The 15842-nt window shown below is 66.2% G+C and carries 19 protein-coding genes; 9 read left to right on the top strand and 10 right to left on the bottom strand.

Annotated elements, in window-relative coordinates; translation table 11 throughout:
- Positions 1–9: 9 nt before the first annotated feature.
- Complete coding sequence (gene carA / locus ABIE57_RS01315) at positions 10–1158, top strand: glutamine-hydrolyzing carbamoyl-phosphate synthase small subunit (protein ID WP_354537175.1); 1149 nt, start codon at positions 10–12, stop codon at positions 1156–1158.
- Between the two features lie 70 nt (positions 1159–1228).
- On the top strand, positions 1229–2464 hold the full coding sequence (locus ABIE57_RS01310; RefSeq protein ID WP_354537174.1) for an acyl-CoA dehydrogenase family protein: 1236 nt from the start codon (positions 1229–1231) through the stop codon (positions 2462–2464).
- Here the strand turns inward: ABIE57_RS01310 and ABIE57_RS01305 are convergent.
- On the bottom strand, positions 2461–3216 hold the full coding sequence (locus tag ABIE57_RS01305) for an alpha/beta fold hydrolase (RefSeq protein ID WP_354537173.1): 756 nt from the start codon (positions 3214–3216) through the stop codon (positions 2461–2463). The two genes, ABIE57_RS01310 and ABIE57_RS01305, sit on opposite strands and share 4 nt — an antisense overlap.
- Positions 3217–3293: 77 nt before the next feature.
- Between ABIE57_RS01305 and ABIE57_RS01300 the strand changes: the two genes are divergently transcribed.
- Positions 3294–3668 (top strand): hypothetical protein, encoded by a 375-nt coding sequence (locus ABIE57_RS01300; RefSeq protein WP_354537172.1) that lies wholly within the window; start codon positions 3294–3296, stop codon positions 3666–3668.
- Here the strand turns inward: ABIE57_RS01300 and ABIE57_RS01295 are convergent.
- Positions 3644–5140, bottom strand: a complete 1497-nt coding sequence (locus tag ABIE57_RS01295) for a class I adenylate-forming enzyme family protein (protein ID WP_354537171.1) — start codon at positions 5138–5140, stop codon at positions 3644–3646. The two genes, ABIE57_RS01300 and ABIE57_RS01295, sit on opposite strands and share 25 nt — an antisense overlap.
- A 114-nt stretch (positions 5141–5254) precedes the next feature.
- Between ABIE57_RS01295 and ABIE57_RS01290 the strand changes: the two genes are divergently transcribed.
- The 4 genes from ABIE57_RS01290 (at position 5255) to aat (ending at position 8403) form a co-directional block, all read left to right on the top strand.
- A complete protein-coding gene (locus ABIE57_RS01290; protein ID WP_354537170.1) occupies positions 5255–5797 on the top strand; it encodes a LuxR C-terminal-related transcriptional regulator in 543 nt (180 codons plus the stop codon).
- A gap of 116 nt (positions 5798–5913) precedes the next feature.
- Positions 5914–6405, top strand: a complete 492-nt coding sequence (gene accB, locus ABIE57_RS01285; protein WP_354537169.1) for an acetyl-CoA carboxylase biotin carboxyl carrier protein — start codon at positions 5914–5916, stop codon at positions 6403–6405.
- A 7-nt stretch (positions 6406–6412) separates the two neighbouring features.
- The gene (accC, locus tag ABIE57_RS01280) at positions 6413–7762 is read left to right on the top strand and encodes an acetyl-CoA carboxylase biotin carboxylase subunit (RefSeq protein WP_354537168.1); all 1350 of its coding nucleotides are present in this window, start codon (positions 6413–6415) and stop codon (positions 7760–7762) included.
- Positions 7762–8403 carry a leucyl/phenylalanyl-tRNA--protein transferase gene (aat, locus tag ABIE57_RS01275; protein WP_354537167.1) on the top strand — a complete coding sequence of 214 codons (642 nt, stop codon included), beginning with the start codon at positions 7762–7764 and terminating at the stop codon, positions 8401–8403. Before accC ends, aat begins: the two co-directional genes overlap by 1 nt.
- On the opposite strand, the gene ABIE57_RS01270 is transcribed toward aat, so the two are convergent.
- The 6 genes from ABIE57_RS01270 to ABIE57_RS01245 form a co-directional block, all read right to left on the bottom strand.
- Positions 8370–8729, bottom strand: a complete 360-nt coding sequence (locus tag ABIE57_RS01270) for a DUF2155 domain-containing protein (RefSeq protein WP_354537166.1) — start codon at positions 8727–8729, stop codon at positions 8370–8372. The two genes, aat and ABIE57_RS01270, sit on opposite strands and share 34 nt — an antisense overlap.
- Positions 8726–9187, bottom strand: coding sequence for an outer membrane lipid asymmetry maintenance protein MlaD (mlaD, locus tag ABIE57_RS01265; protein WP_354537165.1), 462 nt, complete (start codon positions 9185–9187; stop codon positions 8726–8728). The genes ABIE57_RS01270 and mlaD overlap by 4 nt, the downstream gene beginning before the upstream one ends.
- A gap of 10 nt (positions 9188–9197) precedes the next feature.
- Positions 9198–9581 (bottom strand): NADH:ubiquinone oxidoreductase subunit NDUFA12, encoded by a 384-nt coding sequence (locus ABIE57_RS01260; protein ID WP_354537164.1) that lies wholly within the window; start codon positions 9579–9581, stop codon positions 9198–9200.
- 76 nt (positions 9582–9657) lie between these two features.
- Complete coding sequence (locus tag ABIE57_RS01255; protein WP_354537163.1) at positions 9658–10026, bottom strand: RidA family protein; 369 nt, start codon at positions 10024–10026, stop codon at positions 9658–9660.
- 62 nt (positions 10027–10088) lie between these two features.
- The gene (gene clpX / locus ABIE57_RS01250) at positions 10089–11354 is read right to left on the bottom strand and encodes an ATP-dependent Clp protease ATP-binding subunit ClpX (protein WP_354537162.1); all 1266 of its coding nucleotides are present in this window, start codon (positions 11352–11354) and stop codon (positions 10089–10091) included.
- Positions 11355–11484: 130 nt separating this feature from the next.
- Positions 11485–12120 (bottom strand): ATP-dependent Clp protease proteolytic subunit, encoded by a 636-nt coding sequence (locus tag ABIE57_RS01245; RefSeq protein ID WP_354537161.1) that lies wholly within the window; start codon positions 12118–12120, stop codon positions 11485–11487.
- 209 nt (positions 12121–12329) lie between these two features.
- Here ABIE57_RS01245 and ABIE57_RS01240 point away from each other — a divergent pair, with 209 nt between their 5' ends.
- The gene (locus ABIE57_RS01240) at positions 12330–12671 is read left to right on the top strand and encodes an ArsR/SmtB family transcription factor (protein ID WP_354537160.1); all 342 of its coding nucleotides are present in this window, start codon (positions 12330–12332) and stop codon (positions 12669–12671) included.
- A 5-nt stretch (positions 12672–12676) separates the two neighbouring features.
- On the opposite strand, the gene ABIE57_RS01235 is transcribed toward ABIE57_RS01240, so the two are convergent.
- Together ABIE57_RS01235 and ABIE57_RS01230 are read right to left on the bottom strand one after the other, a co-directional pair.
- Positions 12677–13261: a carboxymuconolactone decarboxylase family protein gene (locus tag ABIE57_RS01235; protein WP_354537159.1), complete on the bottom strand. Its 585-nt coding sequence runs from the start codon at positions 13259–13261 to the stop codon at positions 12677–12679.
- A 117-nt stretch (positions 13262–13378) separates the two neighbouring features.
- Positions 13379–14281, bottom strand: coding sequence for a DMT family transporter (locus tag ABIE57_RS01230; RefSeq protein ID WP_354537158.1), 903 nt, complete (start codon positions 14279–14281; stop codon positions 13379–13381).
- A 156-nt stretch (positions 14282–14437) separates the two neighbouring features.
- Between ABIE57_RS01230 and ABIE57_RS01225 the strand changes: the two genes are divergently transcribed.
- Positions 14438–15685: an MFS transporter gene (locus ABIE57_RS01225; RefSeq protein WP_354537157.1), complete on the top strand. Its 1248-nt coding sequence runs from the start codon at positions 14438–14440 to the stop codon at positions 15683–15685.
- Positions 15686–15842: the final 157 nt, after the last annotated feature.

The raw sequence follows: 15842 nt of genomic DNA, 5'->3' as shown, positions 1-15842 counted from the left end.
ACGCGCCCGATGGCCCACGCCGCCAAGCCCCGCCCGACCGCCTGCCTTGCGCTTGCCGATGGCTCGCTGTTTTACGGACACGGCTTCGGGGCCGTGGGCGAGACGGTGGCGGAACTGTGCTTCAACACCGCCATGACCGGCTATCAGGAAATCATGACCGACCCCTCCTATGCCGGGCAGATCGTGACCTTCACCTTTCCGCATGTCGGCAATGTCGGCGTGAACGCGCAGGATGACGAGACCGCCGAGCCGGTGGCCGAGGGCATGGTGGTCAAGTGGGACCCGACCGAGCCGTCAAGCTGGCGCGCCGAGGAGCATCTGGCGCAGTGGCTCGCGCGACGCGGGCGCATCGCCATCGGCGGCGTGGACACGCGGCGGCTGACGCGGGCGATCCGCCAGCAGGGCGCGCCGCATGTGGCGCTGGCGCATGATCCGTCGGGTAATTTCGACGTGGGCGCGCTGGTGGCGAAGGCGCGCGGTTTCGCGGGGCTGGAGGGGATGGACCTTGCCCGCCGCGTGACCTGCGCGCAGTCCTACCGCTGGGACGAGATGAGATGGGCCTGGCCCGAGGGTTATGCGCGCCAGACAAAGGCGCGCCACAAGGTTGTTGCGGTCGATTACGGGGCCAAGCGCAACATCCTGCGGTGCCTTGCAAGCGCGGGCTGCGAGGTCACGGTGCTGCCCGCGACGGCCACGGCCGAGGACGTGCTGGCCCATTCCCCTGACGGGGTGTTCCTGTCCAATGGCCCCGGCGATCCGGCGGCCACGGGCGACTATGCCGTGCCGATGATCCGGGGCGTTCTAGACAAGGGGCTGCCACTCTTCGGGATCTGCCTTGGTCATCAGATGCTGGCGCTGGCCCTCGGGGGCCGCACGGTCAAGATGAACCACGGCCATCACGGCGCGAACCACCCGGTCAAGGATCTGGAGACCGGCAAGGTCGAGATCACCTCGATGAACCACGGCTTTGCCGTCGATGGCCAGAGCCTGCCCAAGGGCGTGATCGAGACGCATGTCTCGCTTTTCGACGGGTCGAATTGCGGCATACGTCTCAAGGACCGGCCGGTGTTCTCGGTGCAGCACCACCCCGAGGCAAGCCCCGGACCGCAAGACAGCTTTTACCTCTTCGAGCGGTTCGCGGCCTCGATGGCGCAGTGACGGGCATTGCCTCTTGCCGTCGCGCGCGGCACGCGCTCAACTGGCGGTAAAACGGCGAAAGGCGGCTGAGATGGACATGAACCTTGGAATGCGCCCCGAGATGCGGGCGCTGCTCGCGCGGGTGGCGGAGATGGTGCGCGACGAGATCGCGCCCATGGAGGACGCGTTTCACGCAGAGGTGGAGAAGGGCGACCGCTGGCAATTCACGCCCCGGCAGGCCGGGATCCTCGACGGGCTGAAGGCACGGGCCAAGGCGGAGGGGCTGTGGAATTTCTGGCTGACCGAGGGTGAGGCGGGGTTTGGCCTCACAACGGTCGAATACGCCTATTTCGCCGAGGAACTGGGCAAGAGCCCGCTCGCCCCGGAGGTGTTCAACTGCAACGCGCCCGACACCGGCAACATGGAGGTGTTTCACCGCTACGGCACGGCGGCGATGAAAGAGCGCTGGCTCAAGCCGCTGCTCGCGGGCGATATCCGCTCGGCCTACCTGATGACCGAGCCGGATGTGGCCAGTTCGGACGCCACCAATATCGCCATGTCCTGCGTCCGTGAGGGCGATCACTACGTTCTGAACGGTGAGAAATGGTGGGCGACCGGCGCGGGCGATCCGCGCTGTGCCGTCTATATCGTGATGGTGCGGACGGGGGGCGAGGACCTGCCCAGGCACCAGCGTCATTCGATGATCGTCGTGCCCGCCGACAGCCCCGGTATCGAGAAGCTGCGCGCGATGGAGGTCTACGGCCATGACGACGCGCCGCACGGGCATATGCATATCCGTTTCTCGGGCGTCCGCGTGCCGGTGGAAAACCTGCTTCTGGGCGAGGGGCGCGGCTTCGAAATCGCGCAGGGGCGGCTTGGGCCGGGGCGGATCCATCACTGCATGCGTGCGATCGGGCTGGCCGAGGCGGCGCTGGGGATGCTGTGCAAGCGCAGCCTCGCACGCGAGGCCTTCGGTAAGCCGCTGGCAGAGCTGGGCGCGAATTACGACATCATCGCCGAATGCCGCATGGAGATCGAGCAGGCGCGGCTTTTGTGCCTCAAGGCCGCGTGGATGATGGATCAGGGCGATCCGCGCGCCGCAGCGCCGTGGATTCACCAGATCAAGGTGGTGGCCCCGCGCGTCGCGCTCAAGGTCATCGACGAGGCCGTGCAGATGTTCGGCGCGCAGGGCATTTCGCAGGACGTGCCGCTGGCGGCGATGTGGCACCATGTGCGCACGCTGCGGCTGGCCGACGGGCCGGATGCGGTGCATCGGCGGCAGGTGGCGCGGGCCGAGTTGCGGCGGCACACGCAGGCGAAGGTCTAACCCAGCCACTCCCGCACGGCCGCCTCGAATTCGCGCGGCTTCTCGGCGTGGAGCCAATGGCCCGCGCCGGGGATCTTCATGAATTGCGCGCGCGGGAACATCGCCTTGATCCGGGGGCGGTGTTCGGGCGTGACATAGCCCGAGTCCGCGCCGGTCAAAAACAGGCATTTGCCCTCGTAAACACCTGATATATCAGGAAACCCTATGATTTTCGGCATCTCGCGCGCCAGCGTGTCGAGATTGAGCAGCCAACGCTTTTCCTTGACGTCGAGCGCCTGAAGGAAAAACGGCACGAGGTCGGGATTGTCGATCCGTTGCAGAAGTTGCGCGCCCGCGTCAGAGCGCCGTTCGATCACAGAGAGATCGACCGATTTCATCGCCTCGACATAGGCAAGCTGGCTGTGAGAATAGGCGACGGGGGCGATATCCGCCACGATCAGACGGTTCACAAGCTCGGGGTGCGTCAGTGCCAGCACCATCGCCGCCTTGCCGCCCATGGAATGCCCCATCACATCCCATGTGCCACCTTCGGCCGCGATCACCTCGGCCAGATCGGCGGCCATGTCCTCATAGGAATGTGTGTCGAACCAGGGGCTTGCACCGTGATTGCGCATGTCCACGGCAAGCACGCGGCGGGTATCCGACAGGCGCTTGGCGATCACGCCCCAGTTGCGGGCAGAGCCGTAGAGCCCGTGTGCGATCAGCAGTCCGGGGCGATCGGTCGGCTTGCCATGGTCGATATGGGTCAACATGGAATATCCTTAGCGCCACAGGCCGGTCTTGGCCAGAGCGGACGGGCGTAGTAAACTGTCTCAAAAGAGGTGTGCAAGTGATTGATACAGCGGAATTTCATAGAAAAGTCGAGGCGTTGCGCGTGGCGCTTGGCAACAAGCTGCGCGTGAAAGGGGCGGATCTGGACCGCCAGATCCGGCGCGCGGGGCGTCGTCTGCCAAAACGCCAGCGGCGTGCGGCGGCGGTGATTCTCGGCGCGCAGGACTGGATGGGTCATCCCCGTCTGGCACGGCTGGTCGATCATCGCGCGGTGAACGCGGCCTTTGGCGATCTGCACGGCCATCTCGGGCGGCTCGATCCGGGAGAGGCGCGCAAGACAGCGCTTTTGCGTTTTCTGGGCGGTATCGTTCTCAACCTGATGGTGTTCGGGGCGTTGCTTTACCTGATCTATTCGCTTGTCGGCGCGTCCTGAACCTCCTGCAGGCGCGCGCGCAGCGCGGTTTTCAGAACCTTGCCGTAATTGTTCTTGGGCAGGCTCTCGACCGCGACATAGCGTTTGGGGGCCTTGAACCGGGCGATATGCGCGCGGCAATGGGTGTCGAGCGCCTCGGCGCTGACATCGCCCACGATGAAGGCCACCACCACCTCGCCCCAGTCGGGATCGGGCGCGCCCACGACGGCGGCCTCCGTCACGTCGGGGTGGATGAGCAGCACCTCCTCCACCTCGCGGGGATAGATGTTGCTGCCGCCCGAGATGATCATGTCCTTGGACCGGTCGCAGAGCGTCAGGTAGCCCGCGCCGTCCATCCGCCCCAGATCGCCGGTCCGGAGCCAGCCGCCCCGCAGCGCCTGCGCGCTGGCCTCCGGGTTCTGCCAGTAGCCGGGCATCACCAGATCGCCGCGCACGAGGATTTCGCCCACAGCGCCCTCGGGCACGTCCTGCCCGCTCTCGTCGGCGATGCGCACCTCCACCACCGATTGCGCGCGCCCGACCGAGCCGAGCCGCGCGCGCCAGTCGGGATGGGCGCGGTCCGCCACCTCGGCGCGGGAAAGTGCCGTGATCGCCATGGGCGCTTCGCCCTGACCGTAGATCTGGAGAAAGACCGGGCCGAACCAGTCCACCGCGTCGAGGATGTCGGCCTCATACATCGGCCCGCCGCCATAGACGATGCGGCGCAGCCCCTCGCCGCGCGCGCCCGTCGCCCTGGCATGGGCGGTCAGGCGGCGGACCATGGTGGGGGCGGCGAACATGTGCAACCGGCCATGATGGCGCGCGAGATCGAGGATCTCGCCCTCGTAGAAGCCGCCCGATGCGGGGCAGACATGGCGCGCGCCGCGCAGCACATGGACCAGCGCGTAAAGCCCCGCGCCATGGCTCATCGGCGCGGCATAGAGCGTGGCATCGTCGCCCGAGACCGCGTCCACATCGGCCAGATAGGCAAGCGACATCGCCGCCAGCATCCGGTGGGTGATCATCACCCCCTTGGGCCGCCCGGTGGTGCCCGAGGTGTAGAAGAGCCAGGCCAGATCCTGCGGCGCGCGCGGGGCCACATGGGCCAGCGGCGCGCCCTCGGTGACGGGCTGCGCGGCCACGCCTTCGGCCTCAAGCGCGGCGCGGCGCGGCGCGTCTGCCAGCACCATGCACGCGCCCGCATCGGCAATGATCCAGGCCGCCTCGGCCCCGTGCAGCTTGGCATTGATCGGCACCGCGACCGCGCCCGCATACCAGATGCCGTAAAGCGCGTTCAGGTAGTCCGGCGCGTTGCCCATGAAAAGCGCGACCCGGTCGCCCGACGTGACCCCCTGCGCCATGAGCCGGCCCGCGACGCCGCGCGCGCGGGCATCAAAGCCCGCATAATCGGCCACCTGCTTGCGCCCGAGAAAGAGCGCAGGGTGTCGGGGCGCGCCACGCGCCGCCCGCTCAAGCCAGAGACCGATATTCATGGGGCCATCCTTCCCTTGTCCGGGGCAACAAACCACCCTCTGCGCGGCGGCGCAATTCCGTAGGACTACGCAAATCGCTTGGAGCGGCGCGGCGCGCGCGGCATAACGGAGGCCATGGAGATCGGAACCCTCGCCTTCGAACACGCGCCCATCGGTCTTGCCGTGCTCGAACATCGCATCATCCGCGCCTGCAACCGGCAATTCGCCGCGACCTTCGGCGGTGCGCCCGGGGATTATGGCGACGTGCCGCTCGCACGGTTCTACCCGTCGATCGAGGATTACCGGCGCATCGGGGCCGATGCGCTGGCGGTCATGCGCCGCACCGGACGCTATGGCGATGAGCGTGTGATGCGGCGGGCGAGTGGCGATCTCTTCTGGTGCCGCGTGCGCGGCGCGTCGCTCACGCCATCGGCCCCGTTTCAGCGCGGGGTCTGGTCTTTTGCCGATCTGTCGGAGGAGCGGCCCCTTGTGCGGCTCACGCAACGCGAACGTGAAGTGGCGATCCTGACCTGCCGGGGCCAGACATCCAAGGAAATCGGGCTGGAACTGGGGCTGAGCTATCGCACGGTGGAGGTCTATCGCGCGCGCCTGCTGGAGAAATTCCACGCCCGCAATCTGGCCGAACTGGTGGCCAAGCTGTCGGGGATGCCGCTTTGACGCACCTGCCGCCACGGCAATTGGCCGCTTTTCTCAGCCCCCCGCATGGCCTATAAGCGGCCAAACTCACGCCATGCGGGCACGTCATGCCTGCTACGCACTTACCGAGGACGCAAATGTCGAACAAATCGCATGAATCGGACGTGGCCTTTATCAAGGCCCTCGCGGAACTTCTCAACGAGAATGACCTGACCGAGCTGTCGGTCAAGCGCGAATATGGCGAGGATGACACGCTTCACGTCCGGGTGAGCCGCAAGGGCGAGGCCGTGACCTATGCCGCCGCCCCGGCCCCCGTGGCCCATGCCGCCCCCGCTGCCGCTGCCGCTGCCGCCCCTTCCGCCGCTGCCGCGCCTGCCGAGGACCCGGCAAGCCATCCCGGTGCTGTCACCTCGCCCATGGTGGGCACCGTCTACATGCAGGCAGAGCCGGGCGCGCCCGCCTTTGTCAGCGTGGGTGCGCAGGTGGCGGAGGGTGACACCCTTCTGATCATCGAGGCGATGAAGACCATGAACCACATCCCCGCCCCGCGCGCGGGCACCGTCAAGCGCATCCTGATCGAGGATGGCGCGGCGGTGGAATATGGCGCGCCCCTGATGATCATCGAGTGAGGCGCAAATGTTCGACAAGATCCTTGTGGCCAACCGCGGCGAGATCGCGCTCCGGGTGATCCGTGCCGCGCGCGAGATGGGGATTGCCTCGGTCGCCGTCCATTCCACGGCGGATGCCGATGCGATGCATGTGCGCATGGCCGACGAATCGGTCTGCATCGGCCCGCCGCCCTCGTCCGAGAGCTATCTTTCCATCCCCTCGATCATCGCCGCCTGCGAGGTGACGGGCGCGCAGGCGATCCATCCCGGCTATGGCTTCCTGTCGGAAAACGCCAATTTCGTGCAGATCGTCGAGGATCACGGGCTGACCTTCATCGGCCCCTCGGCGGAGCATATCCGCATCATGGGCGACAAGATCACTGCCAAGGACACGATGAAGGCGCTTGGCGTGCCTTGTGTGCCCGGCTCCGAGGGCGGCATCGCCGATGTGGCCGCCGCCAAGGCGCTCTGTGCCGAGATCGGCTTTCCGGTGATCGTCAAGGCGACGGCGGGCGGCGGCGGGCGCGGCATGAAGGTGGCGCAGAGCGCCGACGAGCTGGAACGCGCCTTTCTCACCGCGCGGTCCGAGGCCAAGGCGGCGTTCGGCAATGACGAGGTCTATATCGAGAAATACCTGACCACGCCGCGGCATATCGAGGTGCAGGTGTTCGGCGATGGCAAGGGTCGTGCGGTCCATCTGGGCGAGCGGGACTGCTCGCTTCAGCGCCGCCACCAGAAGGTTCTGGAAGAGGCACCCGGCCCCTGCATCACCGAGGAAGAGCGCGCGCGCATCGGCAAGATCTGCGCCGACGCCTGCGCCAATATCAGCTATCGCGGCGCGGGCACGATCGAGTTTCTCTATGAGCAGGGCGAGTTCTTCTTCATCGAGATGAACACGCGCCTTCAGGTGGAACACCCCGTCACCGAGGCGATTTTTGGTGTCGATCTGGTGCAGGAACAGATCCGCGTGGCCGAGGGGCTGCCGATGTCCTTCACGCAGGAGGATCTGCGCATCAATGGCCATGCCATCGAGGTGCGGATCAATGCCGAGAAACTGCCCGATTTCGCGCCGCGTCCCGGCCGGATCACGCAGTTTCACGCGCCGGGCGGTCTGGGCGTTCGGATGGATAGCGCGCTTTATGACGGCTATAAAATCCCGCCTTATTACGACAGCCTGATTGCCAAGCTGATCGTCCACGGGGTTGACCGGCCCGCCGCGCTCAACCGGCTTGCGCGCGCGCTTGGCGAGTTGATCGTCGATGGCGTGGACACCACCGTGCCGCTCTTTCACGCGCTCTTGCAGGAAGAGGACATCCAGCGCGGGACCTACAATATCCACTGGCTCGAACGCTGGCTGGAAACCAATCTGCGGGCGTGATGCCCGCGTTTCTGCCCCCGGACATGCTGTTGCGTGCCTATGCGGCGGGGGTGTTCCCGATGGCCGAGCACCGCGACGACCCGGAGGTGTTCTGGGTCGATCCGAAACGGCGCGGGGTGCTGCCCTTGGACGGGTTCCACATCTCTCGCTCGCTGTCCCGGCGGATGCGGCGGGGGGGCTACCGGGTGACGCTTGACGGCGATTTCGCCGGCGTGCTCGACGCCTGCGCCGAGCGCGCGGATACCTGGATCAGTGCGCCGATCCGCGCGGCCTATCTGGTCTTGCACGCGCGGGGGGATGCGCATTCGCTGGAGGTGTGGGAGGGCGGCGCGCTTGCGGGCGGGGTCTATGGCGTGACGCTGGGACGGGCGTTTTTCGGCGAAAGCATGTTCTCGCGGCGCACTGATGCGTCCAAGCTGGCGCTGGCATATCTGGTAGACCATCTGCGGCGCTGCGGTTTTACCCTGTTTGACACGCAGTTCCTGACCGACCATCTGGCCAGTCTCGGCGCTATCGAGATCAGCCGCGCCGCCTATCACGCGCGTCTCGCCGAGGCGCTGTCAGGCGCGGCGGATATCCACGCCGTGCCGCTGGAAGGCGATCCGGTTCAGGTGGTGCAGCGCAACACCCAGACATCGTAGCGCGGATGCTCCAGCGCGTTGAGCGCGGGCGAGGAGGCCAGCATCCAGCCTGAGAAGAGCACCTGCCCGCCTTGTGTCGTGCGGATGTTGAGAAAGGCATAGGCGTCGCTGGCGGGGTTTTCGACGGGGTAGCGGCATTCGCCGAGTTCCACGGTCAGAGAGCCGAATTCCGCCGTGCCCCCGTTGGCCAGTTCCAGATCGCGCACTTCGGTGGTGATCTTGTCGAGCGCGCGCAGCACAGCGCCCGTGCCGGGGGTGGCAGGCTCCTGTGCCCAAGCGGGCCCAGCCAGAGCCAGAGCGCAGAGCGCCGCGAACGTGCGCCTCATTGACCCGCAGGCGCCTGCTCGCCCCCCGAGACGAATTTCATCAGGAGGGACACGAGGCTGACCGAGCCTTGGGTGAATTCGATCTCGTCGCCCGCCTCGAAATGGAAGGGCGATCCGCCGGGCAGAATCTCGACATAGTTGCCGCCCAGCAGCCCCTCGGAGGAGATGGCCACGGCGCTGTCATCGGGCACGTTGATGCCCTCGCGCACGGTAAAGACCGCGTTGGCGCGATAGGTTTCCGGATCGAGCCGTATATCGGAGACGCGGCCCACCTTGACACCGGCAAGGCGCACATCAGTGCCGACGTTCACACCGTCCGCGCTGCGGAAAGAGGCGGTGAGCGTGTATTCACTACCCCCCCCGGTCATGCCGGTGGTCTTGCCGGCATAGACCAGGAACCCCAGTGCCACGGCAAGAACGACCCCGCCCACCAGAACCTCGGATTTGTTCTCGGACATGTTGCGCCCCTTATTCCGGTTGCCATGCCTCGTAATCGCGCCGCTCCACCGGGGCGGTGCGGCGGATCGAGCCTGCGGGCGCATAGGCGAGCGGTGTGCCGGTCAGGTTCTCCTGATGCGGCTTTTCCCAGGATTTGCGGGGCAGGGGGCGCTCGGTCGGTGCCTCGGCAAAGGTGTGATGCAGCCAGCCATGCCAATCGGGGCTGACGCGGCTTGCCTCGGCCTCGCCGTTGAAGATCACCCAGCGGCGCTTGGCGTCACGGCTCTGGTAAAAGATGTTGCCCTGGTCATCCTCGCCGACGCGCACGCCCTTGCGCCAGGTATGTAACTGGGTGTTGAGCGTCTGCCCGTTCCACCAGGTGACGGCGCGCAGCAAGGTGTTGAGAATGCCCATGGACGACTCCTGTCTCGTGTCCCGCTCTTATAGGCCGAACCGCGCCGCAAGGTCCAGACGCAGCGCCGTCGCGGGGTCAGGCGCGGTCCGGGGTTGGGGCCAGCGCGGTCAGTTCGATCTCGATGCGGTATTTCGGGTCGATGAGATTGCATTCCACCATGGTCGCGGCGGGCGGATTGGCACCGAAGGTCTCGCGCAGGATAGGCCAGCACGCCTCGAACTCGGCCGCGTCGGGCAGGTAATAGGTCACGCGCACCGCATCGGCAAACCCGGCCCCCGCCTTGGCCAGCGCAGTCTCGATGGTGGCGAGCGCCGCGCGGCACTGTTCGGTCACGGTGTCGCCCGCGCCGACGGTGCCCGCCACATGGACGAACCCACCCGCCACCACGGCGCGGGCATAGCCCACCTTTTCCTCGAAAGGGCTGCCTGAAAAGATCCGCTTCATATCCTGCTCCACGTAAAAAGGCGGGGCCTGTGCCCCGCCTTGGCCGGTCCGGTTGGCGGGGGTCAGCCCGCGCTCTTGCCTTCCTTCTTGCCGCGTTTCTCGGCGTATATGATCAGAGGGGCGGCGGCCACGGCCACGGCCTCTTCGTTGACCACCACCTCTTCGACATTCGTGAGGCTGGGCAGGTCGAACATGGTGTCGAGCAGGATATCCTCGAGGATCGAGCGCAGGCCCCGCGCGCCGGTCTTGCGGGCGATGGCGCGCTTGGCGATGGCCTTGAGGGCGTCATCGGTAAAGGTGAGCCGCGCGCCCTCCATCTCGAAGAGGCGCTGATACTGTTTCACCAGCGCGTTCTTCGGCTCGGTCAGGATGATGACAAGCGCGTCCTCGTCGAGATCCTCGAGCGTGGCCAGAACCGGCAGACGGCCGACGAATTCCGGGATCAGGCCGAACTTGAGCAGGTCCTCCGGCTCCAGTTCCTTGAAGAGTTCGCCCACGTTGCGTGCGTCGGGGTCCTTGACCTCGGCGCCGAAGCCCATGGCGCTGCCCTTGCCGCGCTGCGCGATGATGCGGTCAAGCCCGGCAAAGGCCCCGCCGCAGATGAAGAGGATGTTGGTCGTGTCCACTTGCAGGAATTCCTGCTGCGGATGCTTGCGCCCGCCCTGCGGCGGCACGCTGGCCACGGTGCCCTCCATCAGCTTCAGAAGTGCCTGCTGCACGCCCTCGCCGGACACGTCGCGGGTGATCGAGGGGTTTTCCGATTTGCGCGTGATCTTGTCCACCTCGTCGATATAGACAATGCCGCGCTGCGCGCGCTCGACATTGTATTCGGAGGACTGCAAGAGCTTGAGGATGATGTTTTCCACATCCTCGCCCACATAGCCCGCCTCGGTCAGGGTGGTGGCATCGGCCATGGTGAAGGGCACATCGAGGATGCGGGCCAGCGTCTGCGCCAGAAGCGTCTTGCCGCAGCCGGTCGGGCCGATCAGCAGGATGTTGGATTTCGACAGCTCGATATCGTTCTTGCCCGACTGGTTGAGGCGCTTGTAGTGGTTGTGCACCGCGACCGACAGAACGCGCTTGGCGCGCGCCTGACCGATCACGTAATCGTCGAGCACCTTGCAGATGTCATGCGGCGCAGGCACGCCGTCGGTGGACTTGAGCCCGGCGCTCTTGGTTTCCTCGCGGATGATGTCCATGCACAGCTCGACACATTCATCGCAGATGAACACGGTCGGCCCCGCGATCAGCTTGCGCACCTCGTGCTGGCTCTTGCCGCAGAAGCTGCAATAGAGCGTGTTCTTGCTGTCGCCGGAATTGTTCGCCATGGCTTTCCTTTCAGCGCCGCTGCCCGCGCGGCGTCGGTCGTCTTGTCTGGTGCTTCCCGCCAAGCTTAAGTCAGGGCGAAAAGCACCACAATGCGAATTTCACGATCGCCCGCGCACGGGCGATCACCGATCATTTATCGTCGGCCTCATCGGGTTTCGCGCGGTTGGCCACGATTTCGTCGATCAGGCCCCAGTCCTTGGCCTCTTCGGGCGACATGAAGTTGTCCCGCTCGAGCGCGGCCTCGACCGCCTCGATCTTCTGTCCGGTGTGGCGCACGTAGATTTCGTTCAAGCGGTCCTTGAGCTTTTGCGTCTCGCGGGCGTGGATCATGATATCGGTGGCTTGCCCCTGATAGCCGCCCGAGGGCTGGTGCACCATGATCCGGCTGTTGGGCAGCGAAAACCGCATCCCCGGCTCGCCGGCGGTGAGCAGCAGAGAACCCATGCTTGCCGCCTGACCGACCACGAGGGTCGAGACCTTGGGCTTGATGTATTGCATGGTGTCGTAGATCGACAGGCCGCTCGTCACAACGCCGCCGGGGCTGTTGATATACATGCTGATTTCCTTGGACGGGTTTTCCGCCTCAAGATGCAGCAATTGCGCGACAATGAGGCTCGACATGCCGTCATGCACGGGCCCGCTCAGGAAGATGATCCGTTCCTTGAGCAGGCGCGAGAAGATGTCATACGCGCGCTCGCCCCGGCTGGTCTGCTCCACGACCATCGGCACGAGGGTGTTCATATATGTCTCGAAAGGGTCTTTCATCCTGTCCCGCCTGCTGGTTCGCCCGGACCCCGAGAGGCGCGAGCCGTCAAAATACGCCGATGATACCGGCTGGTTGCTAAAGGAGTCTTAGTGGCGCGCCCCACCCCCTGCAAGGGCCGCGCGCGCGATTCGTGTGAGACAATCGCGGCTTTGGCGATTGCCGCGCGGGCCCGAAAGCCTTAAAATCGGCGCAAAAGGATGGCTGGACGATGACCTTGCCCGATATCACCGAGACCGACATGGCCCAGATGCAGGACAGCGCGGAAAAAGCCGCGGATTTCCTGCGCGCTCTTTCGCATGAGGGGCGGCTGATGATGCTGTGCCATCTGGTGCCGGGCGAGCGGTCCGTGGGTGAGCTTGAAGAGTTGCTCGGCGCGCGTCAGGCTGCGGTGTCACAGCAACTGGCGCGGCTGCGCCATGAGGGGCTTGTGCGGACGCGGCGCGACGGAAAGACCGTGTATTACAGCCTTGCCGATCCGCGCGCGCTCCGGCTTCTCGAAGTGCTCTACGAGATGTTCTGCGCCCCCGCAGGGCAGGGGCGCAAAGGTTAGGCCTCTCAGGCCGGTTCGACCGATTTGCCAACCGCGAAGGGCGCGAATTTGGCGTCAAGCTCGGTGTGGTTGACGTGGTTGGCATAGTTCGAGATGGTCTTGACCGCCAGCGCGAGAATGATCTCGAGGATGTGCATGTCGCTGTAGCCTGCGGCCTTGAACGCCTCGGCCTCGGCCTTGGTTGGCAGGCCGCGCGTCTCCCACATGTGGTGGGTGAATTTGCGCAGCGCCTCGAGTTTCGCGTCACTGAGCGGCTTGCCATCGCGCAGAGCCTGCGTATGCGCCTCCGAGAGTTTCGAGACATGGATGGCCAGCATCGAATGCGCCGCGGTGCAATAGTCACAGCCATTGCCCTCGGAAATGGTCAGGAATACGACCTCCTGTTCCGGCGGGGTGAAATTGGCCTGCTCGCGGAAATGGGCATAGCCGTGCAGATAGGTGCTCAGCAGGCCCGGATTGTTGGCCATGCCGCGATACATGTTGGGCACGAAGCCCAGCTTGGCGCGCGCGCCGTCAAGCAGGTCCTTGGCCTTGCCCGTGGCGGCGTCGTCGCTCACTTGCGGCAGATCGGTCTTGTATTCGGCAGTCATCAGCGCCTCCTTTGGTTGCGTTGCCATGTTAGTTATTGCGCTTCGAGGTGGAATGTAACCGCCGCCGCGTTCACCAGAACGTGAGCGCCGTGCGCAGGCGAGAAGCCGGGTGTGCAGTCATGCAGGGCCTCGGGGCGCGGGCACCCGTCGCCGCCCCTCACGCCACAAAAGCACGCCCGCCCCGGTGAGGATGACCGCGGCGCCGAGGATCGAGACCGCATCGGGCCAGACCCCGAAAAAGATCCCGTCATAAAGCGCCGCAAAGATCAGCGCGGTATAGAAGAACGGTGCGACAAAGCTCGCATCGCCCCGCGCCATGGCATTGACAAAGGCGGTCTGCGCCAGCGCCATCAGCAGCCCGAGTGCCACCAGCGCCGCCCATTGCGCGGGCGTGGGTGCGGCCCAGACCCAGATCACGGCGAGCGTGGCGAGGACAAGGCCGATCGCGTTGTTGACCAGCAGGATCTGCCACGGCCCCTCGCGCCCCGCGAGCCGCTTGATGAAGATAAGCTCGCCCCCCAGACAGACCGCCGCGCCAAGCGCCAGTAATGCGCCGGTCTCGATGACGCCCGAACCGGGGCGCATCAGGATTGCCGCGCCGACAAGTGCGGTCGCCGCCGCGCCCCACCGCACCGGCCCGACCTTCTCGCCCAGAAGCGGGATGGCCAGCATCATGCCGAAAACCGGGTTGAGAAAGCTGATCGCGGTGGCGTCCGACAGCGGAATGAAGGCGGCGGCCGCAAACATCAGCGTGACCCCGCCCCAGCCAAGGGCCGAGCGCTTGGCATGGGTGGCGAGGTCCGGCTGCGTGAGGCGGGGCCGGATCACCGCCGTCATGGTAGCGATGGCGAGAAAGGCAAAGAGAAAACGTCCGTGGCTGATCTGGAACGGGCTGAGCGCGGGGCCAAGCGCGCCGGTCCCGAGCGCCTTGGCCAGCAGCGTCGTGCCCGCCAGCAGCGCGGCGGCCAGAAGCGTGAGCAGGGCGGCGAGGCCGGGATTGGGGGCGCGCGGCGTGAACATGGCCGATCCATGCGTCAGCGCCGCCGCCCCCGCAAGCGGGAAACGTGCTCGCCATGCGACAAGATTTCGTGCGCCGTGCCCCGAAAACGACATCGCGTCGCGCCCTGCCAAGCCCGCGCGCGCGGCCCGTGCCAAGCCGGGGGCAGAGGAGAGCCCATGCAACCGCGTTCCGTCCCAGACTGGCTGCGCCATCCGCCCACCCCTTCGGTGCGCGGTTTCGGCTTTCTGGCGGGGTTCGAGGCGATGGCGCGCGGCATTCTCATCTCGGTCATGCCGCTCGAGATCTATCGCGCGCTCGGGGCCGCGACGCGGGTGTCGGAGATCTATTTCCTCGTCGGGCTGCTGTCGCTTGGCACCGGGCTGATGGTGCCCTATGTCACGCGCTTCGTGCCGCGCCGCCGGGTCTATGCGGGTGGCTGCGTGATGTTCGCCGCCGGCGCGGGGCTTGGCGCGCTTGGCGGTCCGGTGGCGATGGTCGCGGCGCTGGCGCTGGTGACGGCGGCGACGGTGACGATCTTTGTGTGTTTCAACGCCTATGTGCTCGATCATATCGCCAAGTCCGATCTGGGCCGGTGCGAGACCTCGCGCATGTTCTTCGGTGCCTTCGGCTGGACGGTGGGGCCGTGGCTGGGCGTCGTGCTGCTCGATGTCTGGCGGCCCTTGCCCTTTGCCATCGCGGCGCTGGCCGCGCTCACCATGCTGGGCGTGTTCCTCTGGCAGCGGATGGGCAACGGGCGGCTCATCACCCGTGCGCGGGGGCCTGCCCCCAATCCGCTGGCCTGGCTGCCGCGCTTCGCCGCGCAGCCGCGCCTTGTGGCGGGCTGGATATTCGCGGTGGTGCGCTCCTGCGGCTGGTGGGTCTATGTGGTCTACCTGCCGATTTTCGCGCTGGAGCGGGGCTTGGGCGAATCCCTTGGCGGGATGTTGCTGTCGGCCTCGAACGGGATGCTGTTTGCCACGCCGCTGATGCTGGCCTGGATGCAGCGCCGCTCGATCCGGCAGGCGGTGCGCACCGGCTTCAGCGTGGCGGGCGCGCTCTTTCTCGTCGCGGCCCTGATGGGCACCTGGCCATCGGGGACGGTGGCCGCAGTGGCGGCGCTGGCGCTCGCCTCGGTCTTTCTGGTGCTGCTCGACATCTCGGCGGGGCTGCCGTTTCTCTTGGCGGTCAAGCCCTCGGAGCGCACCGAGATGTCGGCGATCTATGCCAGTTTCCGCGATGTCTCGGGGATCGTGACGCCGGGGGTGGCCTGGATCGTGCTGCTCGCCGCCCCGCTCTCGGGGGTGTTCGCGGTGGCGGGGGCGGGACTTCTGGCCTGCGCGCATCTGGCCGGGCGGCTGCATCCACGACTTGGCACGGTGCGCAGCCGCGAGATTCCGCTTCCCCAGGGGCAGGAAACCGGCTAAAGCCGACGCCATGATCACGACCTTCGCATATGCCGGGACCCGACGCCGACGCATCCGCGCCTGACGTTCCGTCTTTGCTGTGATCCCCGGCGCGCTTGCGCCAACTCCCCGAAACGTTGACTTGCCCCCGCCCATGCGGCACTCAAGGGGCCTTATG

The sequence above is a fragment of the Roseovarius sp. MBR-6 genome (genome assembly GCF_040547525.1).
Classification (GTDB): domain Bacteria; phylum Pseudomonadota; class Alphaproteobacteria; order Rhodobacterales; family Rhodobacteraceae; genus Roseovarius.
The sequence above is the reverse complement of the archived record's forward strand: the minus strand, read 5'-3'. Positions and strand labels throughout refer to the sequence as shown.